The organism is Aliigemmobacter aestuarii (assembly GCF_004799285.1).
Lineage (GTDB): Bacteria > Pseudomonadota > Alphaproteobacteria > Rhodobacterales > Rhodobacteraceae > Aliigemmobacter > Aliigemmobacter aestuarii.
Map to the genome: position 1 here is coordinate 63,635 of NZ_SSND01000005.1, position 20,184 is coordinate 83,818.

Genomic DNA, 20,184 nt, shown 5'->3' on the forward strand with positions numbered 1-20,184 from the left:
ATGAGCCTGAAGGATATTTCACTGCCCCTATATGTTACTACTAGCGAACATGACCCGATCGCGGATTTTTTCGATCCGGTACTTGAACGAGCGTCCTACTACGATGTCGCGGTTGGATATTTCAGCACAGCGTGGTTGCGCGATGCTGCTCATGGGATAGCCGAGTTTGCGCGAGCCGGAGGAAGGGCGCGATGGATCATATCGCCTGAGCTGTCCGAGGATGATTTTCGGGCGCTTGCAGTTGATGGGGCGCCGGGGGGTGACCGCGTCGATGAGATCATATCTCGTTCCTATCAGGAACTCTATTCGGAGCTAACCCAACGAACCCGTGAAGCTCTGGGCTGGCTCATTATTGATGGAGTTCTGACTTTCAAGATCGGCATTCCTCGCAACCGCCTGTCAGGCATCATGCATGCAAAGCAAGGTCAGTTCCGAGATAGGGAAGGCAATCGTGTCGGCTTTCTTGGGTCATATAATCTGACTGGCGGCGCAGGTACTAATTGGGAGGCGTTTAGCGTCTTCTGCGATTGGGCCTCGGAGGAGAGCACTAGCCGAAACGATGCTATTGCATCATCTTTTGAGCGCATGTGGCGGGGGCAAGACCCGAACCTCGCGGTTCATGATCCGAGAGAAGCCGATCTAAGCGTATTTGCGGAGCAAGCGCGCCGCTCGACCCGCCACTATGATCTTTTCCCCAGCGCCGTCAGCGATGGTCCTTGCGTTCCCCCGCATTTTTTGAACAACGGTCGGCTTCGGGATTATCAGGAGGACGGGATAAGAAACTGGTTCAAGAATAATGGTAAAGGTATTCTTCATATGGCGACCGGGACGGGGAAGACCGTTACAGCTCTCACTACCATAACTAGGCTGAATGAGTACGTCACATCAAAGCAAGGGGAGCTGCTCACCATCATTGCTGTGCCTTATCAGCATTTGGCTGAACAATGGGCAAAGGAAGCTCGGGAGTTCGGGTACGATCCTATACTATGCTACGGTGGCTTGAGCCGCTGGATGAACAAAGCTCAAAGCCTTTTGAACGATCTTCGAGCCAAGGTACGCCAGCAGGGGATGTTCATAGTTGTAAACGCGTCCCTTCGCGACAGACCCTTCCAAACGCTAATTGAGCAAGCGCCCGGCCATCTTCTCTTCGTCGGCGACGAGATGCATAACCTGGGCGCCCGCAACGCGCTTGCCTCCTTGCCGCAGAATGCAAATTTCCGACTTGGCCTGTCAGCCACGCCTGATCGTGCTGGTGATGAAGAAGGTACGACGGAGCTCAGGCGTTACTTCGGGCAAACAGTCCTTGAGTTTGGTCTCGACAAAGCAATTCAGGGCGGCTTTCTTTGCCGCTATTTCTATTATCCAATTTTGGTGCATTTCGACGATGAAGAACAGACTGAATACGATGAACTATCCACTCAGATCAGCAAGCTATTTGCGCAAGGGGAAAAACCCGACAATGAGGAAGGAAGTGAGGCACTCAAACGCCTTCTCATCCGCCGAGCACGCCTGATCGGCAAAGCAAGTAACAAGTTGCCAGCGCTTCTCGAGCTTCTGAGGAAGCAAGAGGATGTGCATCATACATTGGTTTACTGCGGTGATAGCAAAGAGGAAGAGAAGCGCTACATCGACACGGCGCTCGAGCAAATTGGATCTGGCCTTCGGCTTCGTGCGAACAAGTTTACCTCGCAAGAGAGCAATAGCGAAAGAAGCAGGTTGTTGTCTCAGTTCGCGTCTGGTGACCTTCAGGTTCTCCTCGCAATTCGTTGTTTGGACGAAGGCGTTGACGTACCAATGACGCAGACTGCCTACATCCTAGCCTCATCAACGAACCCAAAGGAGTTCATCCAACGCAGGGGTCGCGTCTTGCGTAGGTTCCCTGGAAAGGAGCGGGCAACAATCTACGACTTTATCGTAACTCCCAGTCCAGACCTCCTGGAGGACAAGGGTGTCTCCAATGTCGAGCGGTCGCTCATGCGGAGAGAGCTCGCTCGGTTCAACGAGTTCGCAGGCCTTGCCGAAAACCATGGAGAGGCTTTATCCAAGATACGGGCGATCAAAGAGAAGCTCAGACTCCTTGACCACTAACCACACTGAATCATTACAGAATCGTACTTGTAGAAAGGGCGCCAAACATATGAGCAGCGATAAGCTCTCCCCTCGCGAGATACTGCAAGCGGCATCGCCGCGCGTGAGAACAACAGTCAACGAGATCCTGGAGATCGAGCACGAGTATCATAGCTATCGAAACCTTAGCTCTGCAGGTAGCGTCGAGAAAGAGATCGCGCAGCGCATCAAACAGCTCATCGAGCGAGAGGTGAAGAAGTGAGGATAAAGCGTCTTCTCCTTCGGAATTTTCGGCAGTTCTATGGTGACTGTGTTCTCAGCTTTGAAATAGACGACCAGTCTCGCATCACAGTAATTCACGGTGAAAATGGCGCCGGGAAGACCTCTCTCCTCAATGCCTTCAAGTGGGTGCTGTATGGACGTACAGACTTTGACACAGGTGAGCAAACGATCCTCAATGAGCTCGCGTTGTCGGAAACGGCGCCTGATGGCATTGCGGAGCTATTCCTTGAACTCGAATTTGAGCATGAGGGTTCAATCTATACTGTTAGTCGAAAACAAGAATACCGTCGAGTGGGTGACAGCCTTGATGCTGAACCAATTGGGAAATCCGTTCCGAGTGTCACTTGGGTTGATACAAGCGGAAAGTTCCAGCGGTCTCAGAATCCGTCTAGCCAAATTAACCAGTTGATACCTGAGAAGCTGCATTCGTACTTCTTTTTTAATGGTGAGAGGATTGAGAAACTTGCGAACGTCTCCGCGGCTGGTGAGATCCAGAATGCGATTCGTACATTGATGGGACTCGAGATCGTCGAAAGAGCGAGTGATCATTTGGGGCGGCTCGTTATAAAAGATTTTCGTAGGGAGGCTAGCGAGACAGCCTCGTCCGATTACCGTGAGCTCCTGGTGCGTCAGGAAAAAATCCTGCAAGACGTCGAGGAGCAAAAAAGCATCAGGAGTCTAGCTGAGAAAAATCGTGCGGGTTATCAGGGAGAAATCGACGCTATTAATGCGGCTTATGAGGAGATTTCAGAGGTTAAGGCAAAGGCGGAACGACGACGAGCTCTCGAAGATGAGAACGGGGGCTTGAAGGCTGATCTTGAGGATCTGCGAAAAGCGCGTATGGAGCTGATCTCCCAGGTAGGTGCGCTGGCGTTCCTGCCGGAGAGTATCTCTAGAGTATCCGAAAAGCTGGAAGACTGTCGGCGCCGTGGTGAGCTCCCCTACAAGATAAGGCGCACGTTTGTAGATGATTTGCTGCATGCCGGTACCTGCATTTGTGGCAGCCCCCTCGACGAAGGTTCCTCTGCGCGACATTCTGTCGAGGCCTATCGTGATAGAGCGACGGGCGAAGACCTCGAAGCGGCATTCACAGAGACAGTGAGCAACCTGCGCGCCATGCCCCGCGAGCGTGAACGGCTCTACAAGCAGATCAAGTCTTGGGCGGCAAAGGAGTCTGATTATAGGGAGCGCCTAAAGGCGATCTCTGAAGAACTCGACGAAATAAGCGGTACTTTGGGTGCGTCGGATATCGAAGACGTCAAACGCCTTGAAGAGCGCCGGAAGGAGCTCGGACGCCTCCAGGCGGATGAGCTGGTTGCGATTGCTAGGGCGAGTGACGAAATCAAACAGTATGAAGACGAGCTTTCGGGAATCAAGAAGGAAATTGAGAAGGTCAAGTCGAAATCGGAAAAAGAAGACGTGGCCCGCCAGCGTCTTGAATTTGCAGAGGAATGCAAAAGGCTTGTGGATCAGTTGCATGAGGCACTTGCCGAGGAGACGCGGAAACGACTCTCTGAGCGCGTGAATGATACATTTCGCGCGATTCTGCGGAAAGACTTTTATGCAGAGATTGATCCTGACTACACTCTTAAAATTTTCAAAGATCTTCCAGGTATTGGCAAGCAACTTGTTTCGGAGAAATCAACCGGTGAAAATCAAGTTATCAGTCTTAGTTTCATCGCAAGCTTGGTTAGTCTTGCGAAGGAGCGTAAGCAAGCCAAGGGCGCATTCTTCAAGGGTGGAGTTTTTCCAATAATAATGGACTCGCCTTTCGGTGCGTTGGATCGAGAGTATCGTGAGAAGATTGCGGAGCATATTCCTCAACTTGCCGATCAGGTGATAATCTTCGCTTCAAACTCGCAATGGAGCGATGAGGTGGACCAAAAGTGCCGTCCCTACATCGGCAAAGAGTATAGCCTTGTCTATCACGCGCCGAAGTCGGCCGGGAGAGAAGAGGATGACAGTTACGTGAAGCGAACGGATGGTCCGGAGTTCACAAAAATCGAGGAGGGCTATCTTGGCCGGTAGAGTTAGACGTCCCGCCGAGTTCGATGATATGCTCAACGAGCTGCGCGAGTCCGGTGTCTTTGCGACCTATAAGGATGCATTGGTTTTCGCGGCCGCTCTCGGTTTTCGACGTGGAAACCGAAAGTCCTTCAAGAAAAGTTCTGAGCCGATCGACCTGGATATCTTTCGGGGGGATTTTGATCGCACCATCATGAGCATACTAGCCATCGAGGAAACGGATGATCCTACAATGATTGCGCCGTCCAGCGAAGACGCGAGGGTTTTATGTTTCGAAGAGTACGCAAACGGTGGCTTGGAGATCATGAAGCGCGAGATCTGGGATGGGAAGCAAGACTGGCGAGACGGTCTTCTGGCACTCGTTCAACGTGAGGAAGAAGACCACACAATGCTCGACGACATCACGGAGCTTGCGAACTTCTAGCCTTGGTTTGCCCAATGTTGGCGACAAAGTGAGCGCGGAGGCAGCAAGGATATTGCTGCTTCTCCCGCTCGCTTATGCAAAGACCGTCAAATCCTTAATCTGCTTCGCCAGTTCTTCCCAGGCTGTTGGTGGCTGCAAGTGACTCCACGAGAAGCGAGCGACTGCTTCAATTACATCCGGATCTAGCCCCATTGCTGTGAGAACATGTGATGCCTCGCGCCTTGCAGAGGTGCAGGCTGAGCCGTTCGAGATCGCCACTTGATCACGGAGCGCGAGCATAAGCGCCTCAGAGTCCACGCCCTTGAAGCCGAGCGCTAGAACATGATCCAAAGCGTTGGACTGGTCGCCGATCACGGTCGGTTCGAGAGGTCCAAGCGCTTCGAGGGCTCTTCGCCGTTCCATAGAGCAGAACTCTTTGCGAACACGGTAGTCGCGTAATGCGATTGCTGCGGCCATACCGAAGCCGGCAATCAATGGAACGGGCAAAGTACCTGGTCGTAGACCTCGCTCTTGACCACCGCCATGGGTGAGCGGCTTTAGAGGAGGGCGCTCGTATCCCCGGCGCCTCGCGATGAGAGTGCCGACCCCTTTGGGTCCGAAAAGCTTGTGTGCGCTGGCTGAAAGCATGTCGATCCGAGCGTGCCTAGGGCCCTCTAGCTCCTTGCCGAAGCCCTGCACGGCATCCACGTGAAAGTAGGCTGTATGACCTTGCAGGCCTTCGGCGATCTCGCCAATGGGTTGCAGAACTCCTGTCTCATTATTTGCGTGCATCACGGAAACCAGCAGTGTGTCCTCACGGACCGCAGCAAGAACATCCTTTGACGAGACGCGTCCGGAGTCACCAACGCCTACTATGCTGAGCTCAAAACCGTGCGCCTCGAGCGCCCGCATCGGCTCCAGGACGGCCTTGTGCTCGATTGCAGTTGTAACCAGGTGTTTCCTTCCACTGCGGTGGCCGTGGTCAGCCAAGCCCAAGATGGCGAGGTTGTTTGCTTCGGTTGCCCCTGATGTGAATAGAACTTCAGTGGGGTCAGCGCCGGCCAACTCGGCGATCTGCTCCCTCGCGAGTTGCACGGCTTTGTTTGCCCGCGCACCATACTCGTGCGTGCGGCTGTCAGCGTTGCCATACTCAACATCGAAGTAACGCAGCATGACGTCCCGAACTTCCGGCTCCAAGGGCGTGGTGGCGTTGTTGTCTAGGTAGGTCGGCATCTCTAGATCGCACTCCGTTTGATCCGTCAGAATCGGTGGAAACCGGCGGATCGAGATGGCAGTTTGGCAGTACGTTAACTGTTTGCTATTCCATTTGACAAACAGTTTGTGGTTGGGCATGCGTGGGGTAGCGAGAGGCACCATGGACAATACCTTCCACTACGCATTTCCTGCCATCCGCGGCGTCCAGGCCGGCCGGGAATACTATGTGTCAATGTGCCCTCTGCGCCTGATTCCAAAGATTTTTCTCTTCGACGAAGAGGAGTTGACGCCAGAGCTGCGCTCGCAGCGTACGCTGAACAAGGCCCGAATTCCAGAGATGGCAAGGTACATCACCGAGCATCCTGACGGCTATGTCTTTTCAGCGCTGACAGCCTCGGTCGATGCCGATTTGGAGTTCGAGCCTGTTTCGCAGGAGAACGACCGACTGGGAGTTCTGCGAATCCCGATGTCAGGTACCTTTATCATCAATGATGGTCAGCACCGACGTGCGGCTATCGAGGCCGCGTTGAACCTCAACCCAAAGCTAGCGGACGAGTCCATTGCGGTCGTCTTTTTCAGCGACATCGGCCTGGCGCGCTCCCAGCAGATGTTCGCCGATCTGAATCGCTACGCGATCCGCCCATCTACGTCGATTTCTCTGCTTTACGACCATCGAGACAAGGCGGCGGAATTGACGCGACGGCTTGTCCTCGAAGCTGAACCATTTCGAGATCTTGTCGAGATGGAAAGAAGCACGCTGTCAGCGCGTTCACGGCGGCTATTCACGCTCAGTGCGATCTATCAAGCCACCAATGCCCTATTGGTGGACGCAACAGACGATCTAGAGGCCGGTCTGTCGACGGCTAAGGCCTTCTGGGAGGAGGTTGCAAAGCAGCTCCCAGAGTGGAGCCAAGTGCGGCGTGGGCAAATTCCAGCAAGCGAGGTGCGGCAAGACCTCATTCACTCACACGCTGTCGTCTTGAACGCCATCGGCAAGTCTGGCGCTGCCTTGTTGCGCGAGGCGCCAAAGGATTGGAAGAAGAGACTGAAGGCACTCTCGAAGATCGACTGGTCCCGGAACAGCCCAACATGGGCAGGTCGCGCGGTGGTCGGCGGGCGCCTTTCGAAGGCCACACAGAATGTCATTCTGACAGCGAACTACATCAAAAAGAGCATGGATCTAGAGCTGTCGCCGGAAGATCGGCGCATTGAAGATGCATTTCAGCGGGGAGACTATGAGCGAAGCACCTAGAACAACACGCCAATCTGTCTTCAAGGCCTCAGGCTTTCAGGAAGCGCTTTCCCAATCAGTCGAGCAAATCCAGAGGACCTACCTTGCAGACCAGATCCCGTGGGTGATTGGCTATAGCGGCGGTAAGGATTCGACCGCAGTTTTGCAGCTTGTTTGGCTAGCACTCTCGAAGCTTCCCAAGGAAGATCGTCGGAAACCAGTTCACGTTATTTCGACGGACACGCTGGTGGAAAACCCAGTGGTAGCCGCGTGGGTTGATCGATCTCATGAGGTGATGGGAGAGAATGCAGCACGTGAAGGTCTGCCGATCTATCCGCACAAGCTCACTCCTGATGTACAAAACACGTTCTGGGTCAACCTGATCGGTCGAGGCTATCCTGCGCCTCGACCAAAGTTCCGTTGGTGTACGGAGCGAATGAAGATCACCCCCGCTGATCGCTTCATTTCTGATGTGGTCAAGCAGAATGGTGAAGCGATTGTGGTGCTTGGAACGCGCAAAGCAGAGAGTTCGGTCCGTGCTGCGCGCATGAACGCAAGCGACGAGGGACGTCTGCGCGAGAACCTAAGCTCGCACAGCTCGCTGCCGAATGCCTTTATCTACAGCCCGATTTCGGAATGGACGAATGACGACGTTTGGCTGTTCTTGCTCCAGGTGAAGAACCCTTGGGGACATGACAACAAAGCTTTGTTGAGCATGTACCAAGGTGCCTCGCCGGATGCCGAGTGCCCCGTGGTGCTGGATACGTCTACACCGAGTTGCGGTGACAGTCGCTTTGGCTGTTGGGTTTGCACGCTTGTCGAGAAAGACAAGTCTATGTCGGCGATGATTCAGAACGACGAAGAAAAGGAGTGGATGGCGCCCCTGCTTGAGCTGCGCAATGCTCTTGACGAACCTGACCACGACAAGCGTGACTTCCGCCGAATGAGCGGGGCAGTGCAGCTTTTCAACAGGGACGCCCGGCCAATTCCAGGCCCGTACACACAGGCTACTCGCGAAGATTGGTTGCGCCGTCTTCTGACTGCTCAAGAGGTCGTGCGCAACCACCCGAAGGCCCCACCAGAGGTTCGTGGCATAGAGCTAATCACTCAGGACGAACTTCACGAGATTCGGAGGATATGGGTCATCGAGAAATACGAAGTCGAGGACCGGGTGCCCGTGATCTACGCAGAGACGACCGGTCGCACGTTCGGCGCGAAAAGGCTGGATGATTCACAGCCCTTCGGAGAAACCGAAATGACTATCCTGAAGCAAGTTGCGGGTGAGGATCAGATCCACTTTGAGCTTGTTCGGGAGCTCCTACAGGTTCAGCGAAGCTATCGATCCTCTGGCCGACGAGCGAAACTCTTCGAGCGTTTGGAGGAAGCCTTCAAACGAGGTTTCTACAATGATGTGGAAGATGCAACTGCGAGGGCCGCGCGACGCCGCAATCTAGGAACACTCCTGGAAGCAGTCGGTGATGCAAGCAGTGGCAGCACTGACGCTGCAAAAGCGCTTCAAGAAGAACTCGGTGAACTTGCCAATCTTAAAAAATCGGAGGCTGCCGAATGATCCTGGACGAAATCATCCTACACAACTTCGGCGTTTATCGAGGGCGCCATAGCTTTGTGCTGACGCCAGACTCAGCGAGCAAGCCTATCATTCTCATTGGGGCGCAGAATGGTGCTGGCAAGACGACATTCCTGGAAGCCCTTCAGCTTGCCTTCTTTGGAAAGATGGCCCGGGGGCAGTTTCGCGGAACTGGGACGTATGATGACTACCTTCGCGACGCCATCAATAAGACCGCCCCGTTGAGCGACGGCGCCGAGGTGAAAGTTACCTTTCGGCGTGCGATGGAAGGGCGCGAGCAAGTATTCCAGATCCGGCGCTCATGGTCCGCCAGCAACAACCGAGTCCGAGAGGTGTTTGAAGTTGTTGTGGATGGTCAGCTCGATCGAGTCCTAACTTCGGAGTGGAGTGACTATATTGAAGAGCTCTTGCCACCTCGTATCGCCCCGTTGTTCTTTTTTGATGGCGAGAAGATTGAGCACTTCGCGGATCTGGATCGGTCTTCCGAGATCATCGGTACTGGGATTAATGCCCTCCTCGGCCTCGATATCGTCGAACGCTTGAAGGTTGACCTTGAGGTACTTGAGGCTCGCAAATTAGCAAACAACGGCGGCACGGACCTGCGTGAAGAACTTAGTCTCGCTGAAGCGGAGCTAAAAGAAGCGGAGCAACAGGCTCGTTTAGCGAATGAGCGCACTGCGAGCGCCCGAGTCAATGCAGAACGGAGTTCCCTTGTGTTGCAACGTGCGCGCTCAGCCCTTGAGGCCGAGGGTGGTAATCTGTTCGCTACGCGGGAAGCTCTAACGGCCGAAAGAGCCCGCCTTGATGAGGCGCTTGAGCACGCCCGGAAAGAGCTCAGATCTTGGGCAGCCGATGGCGCACCGCTGCTCCTTGTACCAGGACTGCTTCAAGCAGTTTGTGATCAAGCGGGCCAAGAAGTCGAAATCGAAGCGACGCGCGCGCTCCTTTCGCATCTTGCGGCACGCGACCATCGAGCGCTTTCACGGTTTAGGGACTTTGGTGCGGCAGAAGCGCTTGTTCATGAAGTCGAGGCCTTCTTCAGCGAGGATCGGAAGAAGCTGGAGCTGACGGCGTCAAAAGAAACCCATTTGAACTTGAGCTTTTCTGCTCGTGAAGCAGTAGCTACCCTTAGCGGAGGAGGCCGCGACAGTTTGCTTCATGCTCGAAAGGCACTCCTCGAGAGATTGGAGGATCTCGAAGCAAAACGTGACGAGCTCGAACGCAAGTTGGCATCTGTTCCGGCAGCGGAAAGCGTCGCTCCGCTCCTGCGGGACGTGTTGGAAGCGGAAGTGTCGCATCAGCAGGCGGAAGCGGAGCTCCAACGCTGCGTGCAAGCGAGCGAAGCCGCAGACCGAGAAATTGCGGCTGCACGTAGCCGCTACAAGTCTAAGCTGGAAAAGATGGTTAGCCTTCAATTGCAACGTGAAGACGCTGACCGACTTCTACAACACTCGGCTGGAGTGCGCCGAACACTGTCGCGCTTCGCGACCGAGGTCATCCACCATCACATTCAACGGATCGAGCAATTCATGCTCGACGGTCTTCAGGCTCTCTTCAGAAAGCATGATCTCGTGGCGAGCGTCACGATCGATCCAAAAACCTTTGCGATCGAATTGCATGGTAGCGACGACCATATAGTGTCCCCCGATCAGCTTTCGGCCGGGGAGCGCCAGCTCTTCGCCGTTGCATTGCTCTGGGCTTTGGCGAGAGCGTCAGGTCAGGCAGCCCCAACGGTCATCGACACGCCGCTTGGGCGACTGGACTCACAGCATCGTACTCGGCTCGCAGAGCGATACTTCCCTTGTGCTGGGGAACAGGTGATCCTTCTCTCAACGGATGAAGAAATTGATGAGCGGATTTTTCAGAAGCTCGAGCCGTTCATCACAAGGAGCTTCACGGTCACATACAACAGCGAGCAGAAAAGCAGTCAGGTTGTGCCCGGTTATGCGTTCGCTGGCGAAGCTGGAATGGAGGCTGCGTGATGATGATTGAGACCGTCCGCATCGATGAACAGGGGCGCGAACAGTTGATTAGACTGAAGCGACACACGGGGATTGAGACTTGGAACGTCCTCTGCCGTTGGGCACTTTGCGTATCACTTGCCGAACCGACCAAACCCCCGGCGCGACAATTCAAGGGGGAGCCTGCTGTAGAGATTGCGTGGCGTGTCTTTGGAGGTGTTTATCACGAGACGTACTTGGCGCTAGTCAAACAGCGCTGTTTGCAGGACGGTCTCGACCTCGACCCTGCCACGGTTCATGAGCAGTTCCGTCTGCATCTACATCGTGGGCTCGGCTACCTCGCATCTGATCGAAACGTTCGCTCGATTGGTGGCCTTGCTCATAAACTGGATGAAATCATCAAGCCTGCAGCGGCCTAACGTGTGAACCGCCCCGGGTTTACCGGAGAGTTTGTGTTTCAATGATTAGGCTGCTTTTTCGTCAGTGTTCAAGCTTGCGTAGAATGCCTCCTCTGCTTCGTTTGGCGTGACGTATCCGATGGCGCTGTGCAGGCGGGTGTTGTTATACCAGTCGACCCATTTCAGAGTTTCCCACTCGACCTGACCAACGGCCTTCCATGGGCCGAGGAACTTGATGACCTCGGTTTTGAACAGGCCGATGATGCTTTCGGCCAAAGCATTGTCATAGGAGTCCCCGACACTGCCGACCGAGGTGTCGATCCCGGCCTCGGCGAGCCGCTCGGTGTATCGGATCGACAGGTATTGGCTGCCCCGGTCACTGTGATGGATCAGCTTGTCCGCCTCGGATGGCGCTCTTTGGCAGATGGCCTGGTTCAGAGCATCGAGAACAAAGCCGGTTGTCATTGAGGTCGAAACGCGCCAGCCGACAATCCTGCGGGCAAAGACATCAATCACGAAGGCAACATAAACCATCCCTTGCCAGCTTGAGACATAGGTGAAATCACTGACCCACAGCTGGTTCGGCATATCGGCAACGAAGGCCCGGTTCACCTTGTCGTCCGGGCAAGGTTGGGCGGTATCAGGGTTGGTCGTGACGACCTTCTTGCCCCGCACAACGCCTTGTAATCCCATGCCATTCATCAACCTCTCCACCGTGCAGCGGGCGATGTCGTGACCGTTTCGGCGCAACTGATGCCAGACCTTGCGCGCGCCATATCGTCCCCGGCTGCCATCGAAGGCCTGCTTGATCGCAGCCATGTCCAGCCGGTCTTGCCTGGTCCGGTCCGAGGCCAAGTCCGGATCGCGCTCCACAGCCTTGAAGGCATAATACGTCGATGGTGCGATCCCCATAACCCGACAGATCGGCCCGACACCAAACACGCCACGCTGATCGTCGAGAAACGCGATCATTTGCGAAACGGGCGGTCGAGCTCCGCCGCCGCGAAATATGCACTGGCCTTCTTCAGGATCTCGTTGGCCTGGCGAAGTTCGCGAACCTCCCGCTCCAGTTCCTTGATCCTGTCCTTCTCGGCACTCGTCAGCCCACCGCGTTGCCCTGCGTCACGCTCGGCCTGCTGACACCAGACACGCAGGCTGTCGGGCGAACAACCAAGCTTCGGCGCAATCGCCTTGTAGGCGGCAGTGTCGCTGGCGTAATCGCTGCGGTTCTCTCGGAAAAGCCGAACTCCGCGTTCGCGAAGCTCGGCAGGATAGGCGGGGGTGAATCTCTGCTTTGTCATAGGGCTCATCCTTTGAGTGTTCTACTCTCCGGTAAACCCGGGGCGGTTCAGAGGCGTTTGATCGATTTCGTCTAAAGATTCTACCAGTGAGAGCCAAGTGCCCCACAAACTCCAAGCGTTTTTCTTTTGTGGGGTTGTTTGTGGTGTGGCTGCCGGGACGTCACATTTTTTTCAATAAAATCAATGATGTATGGCGGAGACGAAGGGATTCGAACCCTCGAGACGGTTTCCCGTCTGCACCCTTAGCAGGGGTGTGCCTTCGACCACTCGGCCACGTCTCCGCGGACGGGTATATGAGTGAGGGTTGGGGAAAACAAGGGGCTATCTTTCCCGGTGCTGCCTGCAGCCCGGGCAGAGGGCTCGCGGTGGTGCGGGGAGGTCCTGCCGTGATCGGTGTCCGGGGTTGGCGTTGCCGGTCAGATCAGGGTCGCGCCGACCGGTCCGCGCGGATCCTGTCGGAGCTTGCGCGAGCTGTGCCTCATGGCTGCGCCAGCTCAGGCGGAACCGGCATTGACGGGCCGATTGACCGGGGCGATTGACCGGGGCGATTTGCGGGGGCGTTCGGCGGGGCGGGTCTTGCCGGCAAAGCCGGGCGCGTCGGGCATCCTGGGGCGTGCGACGGGTTGCGCCCCGGCGGCAACATGCTTGTCCCCGTGTCCGCTGTGGCGCCGGAGGGCGCCGCTGATCCGGCATCAAGTTAGCCGAAGGCTAATCCATGCTGCCAAAATACCTGCTTTCGTCCTTCGCAAATCCGGCGCAATCTGACGCCGCGCACAGGACCGATCCGCATGACCGTCCCGCCATGCCTGCCGCCATCCCCCGCACGGGATGCCGGGCGCGGCCATGGTGGCCGGTCCGGTTGCCGGCCGGATCGCACCACGCCGTTGCAGGACCCGCGACGCCGGGCCCGGTCTTGAAGGGAAGGAAACGCCGATGACACGCCACGACAGCAGCCTTCGTCCGATCGACGAATTGCGCGCCAATGTCGCGCAACCCTTCGAACGTGCGCTGGCGATGCCGAAATCCGTTTATACGTCAGAGGACTTCCTGGCCCAGGAGCTGGAACATGTCTTCGCGAAGGAGTGGCTCTGCGCGGGCCGCGCCGATGCACTGCCGCATCCGGGCGATTACCTGACGCTGGAGATCGCGGGCGAACCGGTCATCGTGCTGCGCGATCGCGACGGCAAGTTGCGCGGCCTGTCGAATGTCTGTCGCCACCGGATGTCGGTCTTGCTGGAGGGGCGCGGGAACGTCCGGTCGATCGTCTGTCCCTACCATGCCTGGACCTACAACCTTGACGGATCGCTGCGCGGTGCACCGGCGATGACGCTGAACGAAACCTTCTGCAAGGAGGCGATCGGCCTGCCGCAGGTCCGGGTCGAGGACTGGCTGGGCTGGATCCTCGTCACGCTCAACCCTGACGCGCCGCCGCCCTCGGTCGCGCTGGCCGATGTGGAAAAGCTGGTGGGTTATCTCGACATGGGCAGCTACCAGGAGCATTTCCGAGAGGAATTCCTCTGGGCCACCAACTGGAAGGTGCTGGCCGAGAACTTCATGGAAAGCTACCACCTGCCGGTCTGCCACTCCGGCACCATCGGGGGATCGGTCGACCTGATGAAGATGACCTGCCCCGAGGGTCTGCCGGCCTTCAACTACCACTGGATCGTCAAGAACGACACGGTGCCGCTGTCGCTGGCGCATCCGTCGAACACGCGGCTTCAGGGGGACGAGCGGCGGATCACCTGGCTTCTGTCGATCTATCCGTCGCTGATGATCACGCTGACGCCGGGATACTTCTGGTACCTCAGCCTGACGCCGGACGGTCCTGGCCATGTGAAGGTGCTGTTCGCCGGCGGGATGAGCGCGGACTGGTGCGCCGATCCGCGCGCCGCCGAACATCTGGCGGGCGTGAAGGCGCTGCTTGAAGATGTGAACATCGAGGACAAGGGATGCGTCGAGAAGGTCTATCAGGGGCTTCTGGCCGGCCTTTCCTCACCCGGTCCCCTGTCGCATCTGGAACGACCGAACTACGACTTCGCCACCTATCTTGCCAGCCGCATCCCGGATTGACCGGAGCGGCCGACGTCCCCCTTCACCCCTTCCCGGAATGATCGACGATGGCCCACAAACGCATCCGCCCCTTCAATACACGCGACACCTATCCCGAACAGAAACTGGACAATGACCTTTGCCATGCCGTCGTCGCGCGCGGCACGACGATCTTCCTGCGCGGCCAGTGCCCGCAGGACATCGACACGTTCCAGAACATCGCCAGCCACGATCCCGTGGAACAGACCCACAAGGTGATGCAGAACATCCGCCAGCTGATCGAGGAAGCGGGCGGCCGGATGGAACATCTGTGCAAGGTGGTGGTCTACCTGACCGACGTGCGCCACCGCGAGGCGGTCTATCGCACGATGGGCGAATACATCCGGGGCGTGCATCCGGTGTCCACCGGCGTTGTCGTCACCGCCCTGGCGCGGCCCGACTGGCTGGTCGAGATCGACGCCACTGCCGTAATTCCGGATTGATCCCGGATTGAAGCCGGACCGCGCAACGAAAGAGGGCCTGAATGACGTTTTCGCTTGTCGCGCGTTGCGCCGCCACGGGGCGGTTCGGGATGGTGATATCCTCATCGTCGCCCGCCGTCGCCGCGCGCTGCGCGCATGTCCGGGCCGGGGTCGGCGCGGTGGCCAGCCAGAACGTGACCGATCCGGCACTCGGGCCGCTGGTGCTTGACGCGCTGGAGACGGGCGCGGGCGCGGCAGAGGCGCTTTCCCGTGTGACCCAAGGCCGGGATCACATCGCCTACAGGCAGATCCTTGTCGTGGACGGGCAGGGTGGCACCGCGATCCATTCGGGAACGAATGTTCTGGGCCTCTGGGGAGAGGCGCGCGGGCACGACTGCGCGGCGGGCGGGAATCTTCTGGCCAATACCGATGTCCCCTCGGCGATGGTGGCAGCCTTCGAGACCGCGCGCGGCGATCTGGGCGACCGGCTGGTCGCGGCGCTGATCGCGGGCCGCGACGCGGGGGGCGAGGCGGGCCCCGTCCATTCGGCGGGGCTGAAGATGGCCGACCGGCTGTCGTGGCCGGTGGCCGACCTGCGCATCGACTGGCTGGACGAAGGCTGCCCAATCGCGGCGGTGGCCCGCGCCTGGGAGGTCTACAAGCCGCAGATGGCCGCCTACGTGACCCGCGCGCTTGATCCGACAGGCGCGCCCTCCTACGGGGTGCCGGGGGATGAGTGAGCCACTTGGCAAGCGCGCACCCTCCGGGCTAGCCTGAACGGCGCCGCCGCCCCCGTTTCCCCGCCCCGATCCTTCGCCGCCGGACCTGCGATGCCCCTGCGCTTCACCCTTCGCCAGCTTGAATACCTTGTCGCCGTCGGCGAATGCGGGTCGATCGCGAAGGCCGCGCAGCGGGTGAATGTGTCCTCGCCGTCGATTTCCACCGCCATCGCGCAGCTTGAAGAGGAATTCGGCCTGCCGCTGTTCGTGCGCCGTCACGCGCAGGGCCTGTTCCTGACCCAGGGCGGGCGGCAGTTCGTGGAAGAGGCGCGCGCCGTCCTGAAGGCGGCGGGGCGGCTTGGGGATCTGGCCAATGACATCACCGGCAAGGTGCGTGGGCCGCTGTCGCTGGGTTGCCTGCTGACCTTCGCGCAGGTGATCCTGCCGCAGCTGCGCCGGTCCTTCGTGGCGCGCTTCCCCGAAGTCACGATCCGCCAGTCGGAATGCAATCAGGCCGAGATCTACGACGGGCTGCGCACGGCAGAGCTGGATGTGGCGCTGACCTATGACCTGAACATCCCGCCTGACATCGAATTCGTCGAACTGGTCAGCCTGCCGCCCTATGCGCTGTTTCCCGACGACCATCCCCTTGCCGGGGCGCGGCAGGTGACGCCCGCGGATCTGGCGCCGCACCCGATGGTGCTGCTCGACCTGCCACATTCGGTGGATTACTTCCTTGGCTGCTTTTCCGAGGCGGGGGTCAGCCCGCAGATCGCCGAGCGGACCCGGGACATGGGGGTGATGCGGTCGATGGTGGCCAGTGGCTTCGGCTATTCCATTGCCAACATCCGGCCCTCCAGCGACATGGCCCCGGACGGGATGCGCCTGCGCTATGTGCCCCTTGTGGGGCCGGTCCGGCCGATGCGGCTGGGGCTTGTGCTGGCCGAAGGCGCGCGCGGCGCGCTGACCATTCGCGCCTTCATCGATCACTGCCGCGAGACGATCACGCCCGACAGCGCGCCGGGCCTGCGCCTGCGGATCGACGACGGGGGGTCAGTCGGGGCTTAGGGCGATCACCTCGCCGCTTCGGTCCGCAACAAGCGCGGCGCGGGTGTCGGACCAGACCGGCGCGAGGCCTGCCAGTGTCAGGCGATCGGCATGGCCCGTCTTGATCGCGATTTCCGCCTGGCGCAATGCATCGGCAAGACGGGCGGCGCCGAAGGTTCCGGCGGTGCCGGCCAGCGTATGGCAGAGCCGTTGCGCCTCATCCCAATTTTCGGGGGGATCTGGCAGGGCAGCGATGTCCGCGATCCGCGCGATCGTCGCGTCACCTTCGCCCAGCACACGGTCCAGAAGACCCGCGATCCGGCCGGGACCCAGTTCGTTGCACAGCTCGTGCAGCCGCACCTCGTCGATCAGGGGCGCCTGCGTCGCCGCGGGCGGTCGGCGGTCGGCAGCGCGGGCATCCATGGTGCCGTCGATGGCGCCCTGCAATGCGGCGTTGCTGATCGGCTTGATCAGCACATCGTCAATGCCCGCCGCCCGGAAACTGGCCAGTTCGTCGGGAAGCGCATGGGCGGTCACGGCGATAATCCGTGCGCCCTTCGATGCGCCGCCCTGCGCGCCCGCGCGGATCTGGCGCGTCGTGTCGACGCCGTTCAGGCGCGGCATCGAGATATCGGTCAGGATCACATCGAACGGCGTTGCCCCGGCAAGCGCCACGCCCTCGACGCCGTCGGCGGCCTCTACCACCTGATGGCCTGCGGCAACCAGATGCTTGCGCAGGATGAAGCGGTTGATGCTGTTGTCCTCGATCACGAGGATGCGGCGTCCGGAGGGGGGTGCGCCGGTCCTCTCGTCGGCGGATGCTGCGCTGTCTGCGGCCCTGGCCAGTGGCATGGGGATGCGCACCCAGAAGACGCTGCCCATGCCCGGCTCGCTTTCCAGCCCGATCTCGCCGCCAAGCGCCTCGGCCAGTCGCCGCGCCACGGCAAGACCCAGTCCGGTGCCCCCCTCCTGCCGGGCATAGCCGGTTTCAAGGGTGACGAATTCGTCGAAGATATGGGCCTGTTCATCGTGCGGGATGCCCGGCCCGGTGTCGACGACCCGGATTTCAAGCAGACGGCCGGCGGCATCTTCCTGATATTCCGTCTCGACCGTGACCGAGCCGTTGCGCGTGAACTTCACCGCATTGTTGATGAGGTTCAGCATGATCTGGCCCAGACGGGCCGGATCTGTTTCGGCACGCCCAAGCGGCCCCGTCAGGTTGCGCAGCGAAAGTGTGTTGCCGTTGGCCTGGGCTGCGGGTTCCTGGTTGGCGATGCAATCGGCCAGCAACCGGTCCACGTCGACCGCGACCGGGTGCAGCGTGATCGCGCCGGCCTGCGCCGCGGTGATGTCCAGCACCGCGTTCACATGGCCCAACAGAAGCCGGCCCGAGCTTTCGAGCGCCTCGACCAGATGGCGCTGGTCGCGGGTCAGTCGCGTGTTGGCCAGAAGTTCCGCCGCACCCACCATTCCGTTCAGGGGGGTCCGCATTTCGTGGCTCATGACGGCAAGGAAATCGGCCTTCGCCCTTTCGCCGGCCTGCGCGTCCTCAAGCGCGCGGGCGAGGGCGCGTTCGGTCCGCCTCCGTTCCGAAATGTCGCGCAGAAAGCCCACGACGATCCCCTTGCGCGGATTTTCGGCATCATGCGTTCCGGCAAGCGACAGTTCGATCGGAAAGCGTTCACCGTCTGCGCGTTGGGTTTCCAGTTCCAGACGGATCGGCGGTTCGTCGGGTCCGCCAAGTCGGGGCAGCGCCTTCAGGATTGCGGCGCGTTGGGTTTCGGCGACATCCGGCGGGCAAAGAAAGCTCACCGCGTCACGGCCGCGGACCTCGGCGATGGCGTGCCCGAACATCGCCTCGGCGGCCGGGTTCAGGTCCTGGATCCGGCCCATCCTGTCGGTGACGATGATCCCTTCGCCGGTGGTCGAGATCACGGTATCCAGCCGCGCGTTGGCCAGGCGGATGCTTTCGGCCTGCGACCGGGTCCGAAGCGTCTGCTGGCGCAGCATCGCAAGCGACACCGAAAGCGTGATGACCAGCCCCGACATCGCCAGACCGAGCCGCATCAGCGTGTCGAACACCGATTGCCGCTGTGCCTCGGCGGCATTGTTCAGCGTGGTGAGCGTGCCGATTGACAGGATGCGAAGATGATCCTGCGCCTCGCGGCTGTCGTTCAGGAACCGTGGCATCGCCTCGGCGAGCGCAGCATCCTCGCCATCGATCAGGGGGGTGTATTCGGTCAGGAAACGGCGCAGCTTTTCCAGTCGTGCCACATTTTCCTCGCGCTGCGTGACCTGGGCATAGATCGGACCTTCCTCAAGGATCGTGACGCGGTTGTAGATGACGTCGAACCGGCGGCGGACCTCGGCCAGAAGCGGCGCGCGCCGTTCGGGCAGGGTTGTCAGCGCCATCTGCATGGCGTTCTGAAGCTTCAGGAATTCAACCTCGGACTGGGTGACCATCCAGATCGCATTGTCGGTAGAGGCCCGACGCAACCCGCCGAGTTTGGTCCTGACATCCCACAGAAGCGCGCCGGTCGTCACCACGAACCCGACCAGAAGCACCACCGTCACGCCCAAACGGATGCGGCGCGCGATGGTTCCGGCAAGGGACGACTGAGGAATACCGTTCATGGTGACCGAAACGCTGGACCTGACCCGAAGGCTAGGCGACCTTGGCGGGCCGATCCAGATCATTTTCCGGCCGTGCCACGGTGTCAGCCTAGCGGAACCGTCTCATCGGCGTTAAGACTGGGCGGAATGTTGGATTTTGCCTTGGTGACTGTTTCTTTTTGTGACGAATTCCGCCGGGAAGGACGCGATCATGCGATTGCTTATAGCCGATGACCACGACCTTGTCCGCGAGACGGTCGCCGCTTTCCTGACGGCCTCCGGTGTCGAGGCCGTGCAGTCCGTCGCCACCCTGGACGAGGCGCTGGTTGCCATCCGTGACGAGCCGCGTTTCGACCTGATCCTTCTGGATTACAACATGCCGGGCATGAATGGGGTCGAAGGCGTGCGTCGCACCGTGAACGCGGCAAAGGGCGTGCCGGTCGCGGTGATCTCGGGCATGGCCTCGCGCGAACTGGCCGAGATCGCCGAACGCGCGGGCGCGGTCGGCTTCGTGCCGAAGACGCTCGGCGCCAAGGCGATGGTTGCGGCTGTCCGTCTGATGGCGCAGGGGGAACGGTTCCATCCATTGGGCCTGCTGAGCAGCGAGATGCCGGGGGGCGAGGGCCCGAATGCGCTGACCCGGCGCGAGCTTGATGTGCTGCGTGGCCTGGTCGAGGGGCTGTCGAACAAGGAGATCGCCCGCGACCTTGACCTACAGGAGGTCACGGTCAAGCTGCATGTCAAGACGCTCAGCCGAAAGTTGGGTGCGCGCAACCGCACCCATGCCGCGATGATCGCCCGCAACGCCGGGATGATCTGAACCG

At 59.2% G+C, this 20,184-nt stretch carries 16 protein-coding genes, 1 tRNA gene and 1 other annotated feature; of the genes, 13 read left to right on the forward strand and 4 right to left on the reverse strand.

Features of this window, described 5'->3' with window-relative positions; all coding sequences use genetic code 11:
• From E7811_RS15860 to E7811_RS15875, 4 genes are read left to right on the forward strand one after another with little or no spacing between them, the layout of a single operon-like run.
• Positions 1 to 2,088, forward strand: a complete 2,088-nt coding sequence (locus E7811_RS15860) for a DNA phosphorothioation system restriction enzyme (RefSeq protein WP_136395655.1) — start codon at positions 1 to 3, stop codon at positions 2,086 to 2,088.
• Positions 2,089 to 2,137: 49 nt separating this feature from the next.
• Positions 2,138 to 2,329 carry a hypothetical protein gene (locus E7811_RS15865; RefSeq protein WP_136395656.1) on the forward strand — a complete coding sequence of 64 codons (192 nt, stop codon included), beginning with the start codon at positions 2,138 to 2,140 and terminating at the stop codon, positions 2,327 to 2,329.
• A complete protein-coding gene (locus E7811_RS15870; protein ID WP_136395657.1) occupies positions 2,326 to 4,377 on the forward strand; it encodes an AAA family ATPase in 2,052 nt (683 codons plus the stop codon). Before E7811_RS15865 ends, E7811_RS15870 begins: the two co-directional genes overlap by 4 nt.
• On the forward strand, positions 4,367 to 4,798 hold the full coding sequence (locus tag E7811_RS15875) for a DNA phosphorothioation-associated protein 4 (RefSeq protein ID WP_168733065.1): 432 nt from the start codon (positions 4,367 to 4,369) through the stop codon (positions 4,796 to 4,798). Before E7811_RS15870 ends, E7811_RS15875 begins: the two co-directional genes overlap by 11 nt.
• Positions 4,799 to 4,870: 72 nt before the next feature.
• Here the strand turns inward: E7811_RS15875 and E7811_RS15880 are convergent, their stop codons facing one another.
• Positions 4,871 to 6,130 carry an aminotransferase class V-fold PLP-dependent enzyme gene (locus E7811_RS15880; protein WP_211092134.1) on the reverse strand — a complete coding sequence of 420 codons (1,260 nt, stop codon included), beginning with the start codon at positions 6,128 to 6,130 and terminating at the stop codon, positions 4,871 to 4,873.
• Positions 6,131 to 6,152: 22 nt separating this feature from the next.
• Here E7811_RS15880 and dndB point away from each other — a divergent pair, with 22 nt between their 5' ends.
• Genes dndB through dndE form a run of 4 tightly spaced genes read left to right on the forward strand, consistent with a single transcriptional unit; the run spans position 6,153 to position 11,191 of the window.
• Positions 6,153 to 7,244 carry a DNA sulfur modification protein DndB gene (dndB, locus tag E7811_RS15885; RefSeq protein ID WP_136395659.1) on the forward strand — a complete coding sequence of 364 codons (1,092 nt, stop codon included), beginning with the start codon at positions 6,153 to 6,155 and terminating at the stop codon, positions 7,242 to 7,244.
• Positions 7,228 to 8,793, forward strand: coding sequence for a DNA phosphorothioation system sulfurtransferase DndC (gene dndC / locus E7811_RS15890; protein ID WP_136395660.1), 1,566 nt, complete (start codon positions 7,228 to 7,230; stop codon positions 8,791 to 8,793). The genes dndB and dndC overlap by 17 nt, the downstream gene beginning before the upstream one ends.
• A complete protein-coding gene (dndD, locus tag E7811_RS15895; protein WP_136395661.1) occupies positions 8,790 to 10,793 on the forward strand; it encodes a DNA sulfur modification protein DndD in 2,004 nt (667 codons plus the stop codon). Before dndC ends, dndD begins: the two co-directional genes overlap by 4 nt.
• Positions 10,793 to 11,191, forward strand: a complete 399-nt coding sequence (gene dndE, locus E7811_RS15900) for a DNA sulfur modification protein DndE (RefSeq protein ID WP_136395662.1) — start codon at positions 10,793 to 10,795, stop codon at positions 11,189 to 11,191. Before dndD ends, dndE begins: the two co-directional genes overlap by 1 nt.
• 45 nt (positions 11,192 to 11,236) lie before the next feature.
• On the opposite strand, the gene E7811_RS15905 is transcribed toward dndE, so the two are convergent.
• Together E7811_RS15905 and E7811_RS15910 are read right to left on the reverse strand one after the other, a co-directional pair.
• Positions 11,237 to 12,471 (reverse strand): IS3 family transposase gene (locus E7811_RS15905; RefSeq protein ID WP_136395663.1). Its coding sequence is split into 2 segments (ribosomal slippage): positions 11,237 to 12,171 and positions 12,171 to 12,471, totalling 1,236 coding nucleotides; the frame shifts between segments, so codons are not numbered across the junction.
• Positions 12,068 to 12,184 (reverse strand) — a sequence feature (AL1L pseudoknot). Its footprint overlaps the gene before it by 117 nt.
• Before the next feature lie 191 nt (positions 12,472 to 12,662).
• Positions 12,663 to 12,752: transfer RNA gene (locus E7811_RS15910), tRNA-Ser, on the reverse strand.
• Positions 12,753 to 13,404: 652 nt separating this feature from the next.
• Here E7811_RS15910 and E7811_RS15915 point away from each other — a divergent pair.
• The 4 genes from E7811_RS15915 (at position 13,405) to E7811_RS15930 (ending at position 16,768) form a co-directional block, all read left to right on the forward strand.
• A complete protein-coding gene (locus tag E7811_RS15915; RefSeq protein ID WP_136395664.1) occupies positions 13,405 to 14,541 on the forward strand; it encodes an aromatic ring-hydroxylating oxygenase subunit alpha in 1,137 nt (378 codons plus the stop codon).
• 47 nt (positions 14,542 to 14,588) lie between these two features.
• Positions 14,589 to 15,002: a RidA family protein gene (locus E7811_RS15920; RefSeq protein ID WP_136395665.1), complete on the forward strand. Its 414-nt coding sequence runs from the start codon at positions 14,589 to 14,591 to the stop codon at positions 15,000 to 15,002.
• A gap of 41 nt (positions 15,003 to 15,043) precedes the next feature.
• Positions 15,044 to 15,721, forward strand: coding sequence for a DUF1028 domain-containing protein (locus E7811_RS15925; RefSeq protein ID WP_136395666.1), 678 nt, complete (start codon positions 15,044 to 15,046; stop codon positions 15,719 to 15,721).
• A gap of 90 nt (positions 15,722 to 15,811) precedes the next feature.
• Complete coding sequence (locus E7811_RS15930) at positions 15,812 to 16,768, forward strand: LysR family transcriptional regulator (RefSeq protein ID WP_136395667.1); 957 nt, start codon at positions 15,812 to 15,814, stop codon at positions 16,766 to 16,768.
• Here the strand turns inward: E7811_RS15930 and E7811_RS15935 are convergent.
• Positions 16,754 to 19,381 (reverse strand): ATP-binding protein, encoded by a 2,628-nt coding sequence (locus E7811_RS15935; RefSeq protein ID WP_168733066.1) that lies wholly within the window; start codon positions 19,379 to 19,381, stop codon positions 16,754 to 16,756. The genes E7811_RS15930 and E7811_RS15935 overlap by 15 nt on opposite strands.
• 190 nt (positions 19,382 to 19,571) lie before the next feature.
• Here E7811_RS15935 and E7811_RS15940 point away from each other — a divergent pair, with 190 nt between their 5' ends.
• Positions 19,572 to 20,180: a response regulator transcription factor gene (locus E7811_RS15940; protein WP_136395669.1), complete on the forward strand. Its 609-nt coding sequence runs from the start codon at positions 19,572 to 19,574 to the stop codon at positions 20,178 to 20,180.
• Positions 20,181 to 20,184: the final 4 nt, after the last annotated feature.

Bases quoted from the DNA above. Each gene is read 5' to 3' on its own strand.
- dndC (WP_136395660.1), top strand. From the start codon at position 7,228: ATGAGCGAAGCACCTAGAACAACACGCCAATCTGTCTTCAAGGCCTCA.
- E7811_RS15935 (WP_168733066.1), bottom strand. From the start codon at position 19,381: ATGAACGGTATTCCTCAGTCGTCCCTTGCCGGAACCATCGCGCGCCGC.
- E7811_RS15930 (WP_136395667.1), top strand. From the start codon at position 15,812: ATGCCCCTGCGCTTCACCCTTCGCCAGCTTGAATACCTTGTCGCCGTC.
- E7811_RS15915 (WP_136395664.1), top strand. From the start codon at position 13,405: ATGACACGCCACGACAGCAGCCTTCGTCCGATCGACGAATTGCGCGCC.
- E7811_RS15940 (WP_136395669.1), top strand. From the start codon at position 19,572: ATGCGATTGCTTATAGCCGATGACCACGACCTTGTCCGCGAGACGGTC.
- dndB (WP_136395659.1), top strand. From the start codon at position 6,153: ATGGACAATACCTTCCACTACGCATTTCCTGCCATCCGCGGCGTCCAG.
- E7811_RS15865 (WP_136395656.1), top strand. From the start codon at position 2,138: ATGAGCAGCGATAAGCTCTCCCCTCGCGAGATACTGCAAGCGGCATCG.
- E7811_RS15920 (WP_136395665.1), top strand. From the start codon at position 14,589: ATGGCCCACAAACGCATCCGCCCCTTCAATACACGCGACACCTATCCC.
- E7811_RS15860 (WP_136395655.1), top strand. From the start codon at position 1: ATGAGCCTGAAGGATATTTCACTGCCCCTATATGTTACTACTAGCGAA.
- dndD (WP_136395661.1), top strand. From the start codon at position 8,790: ATGATCCTGGACGAAATCATCCTACACAACTTCGGCGTTTATCGAGGG.
- E7811_RS15925 (WP_136395666.1), top strand. From the start codon at position 15,044: ATGACGTTTTCGCTTGTCGCGCGTTGCGCCGCCACGGGGCGGTTCGGG.
- dndE (WP_136395662.1), top strand. From the start codon at position 10,793: ATGATGATTGAGACCGTCCGCATCGATGAACAGGGGCGCGAACAGTTG.
- E7811_RS15880 (WP_211092134.1), bottom strand. From the start codon at position 6,130: ATGCCCAACCACAAACTGTTTGTCAAATGGAATAGCAAACAGTTAACG.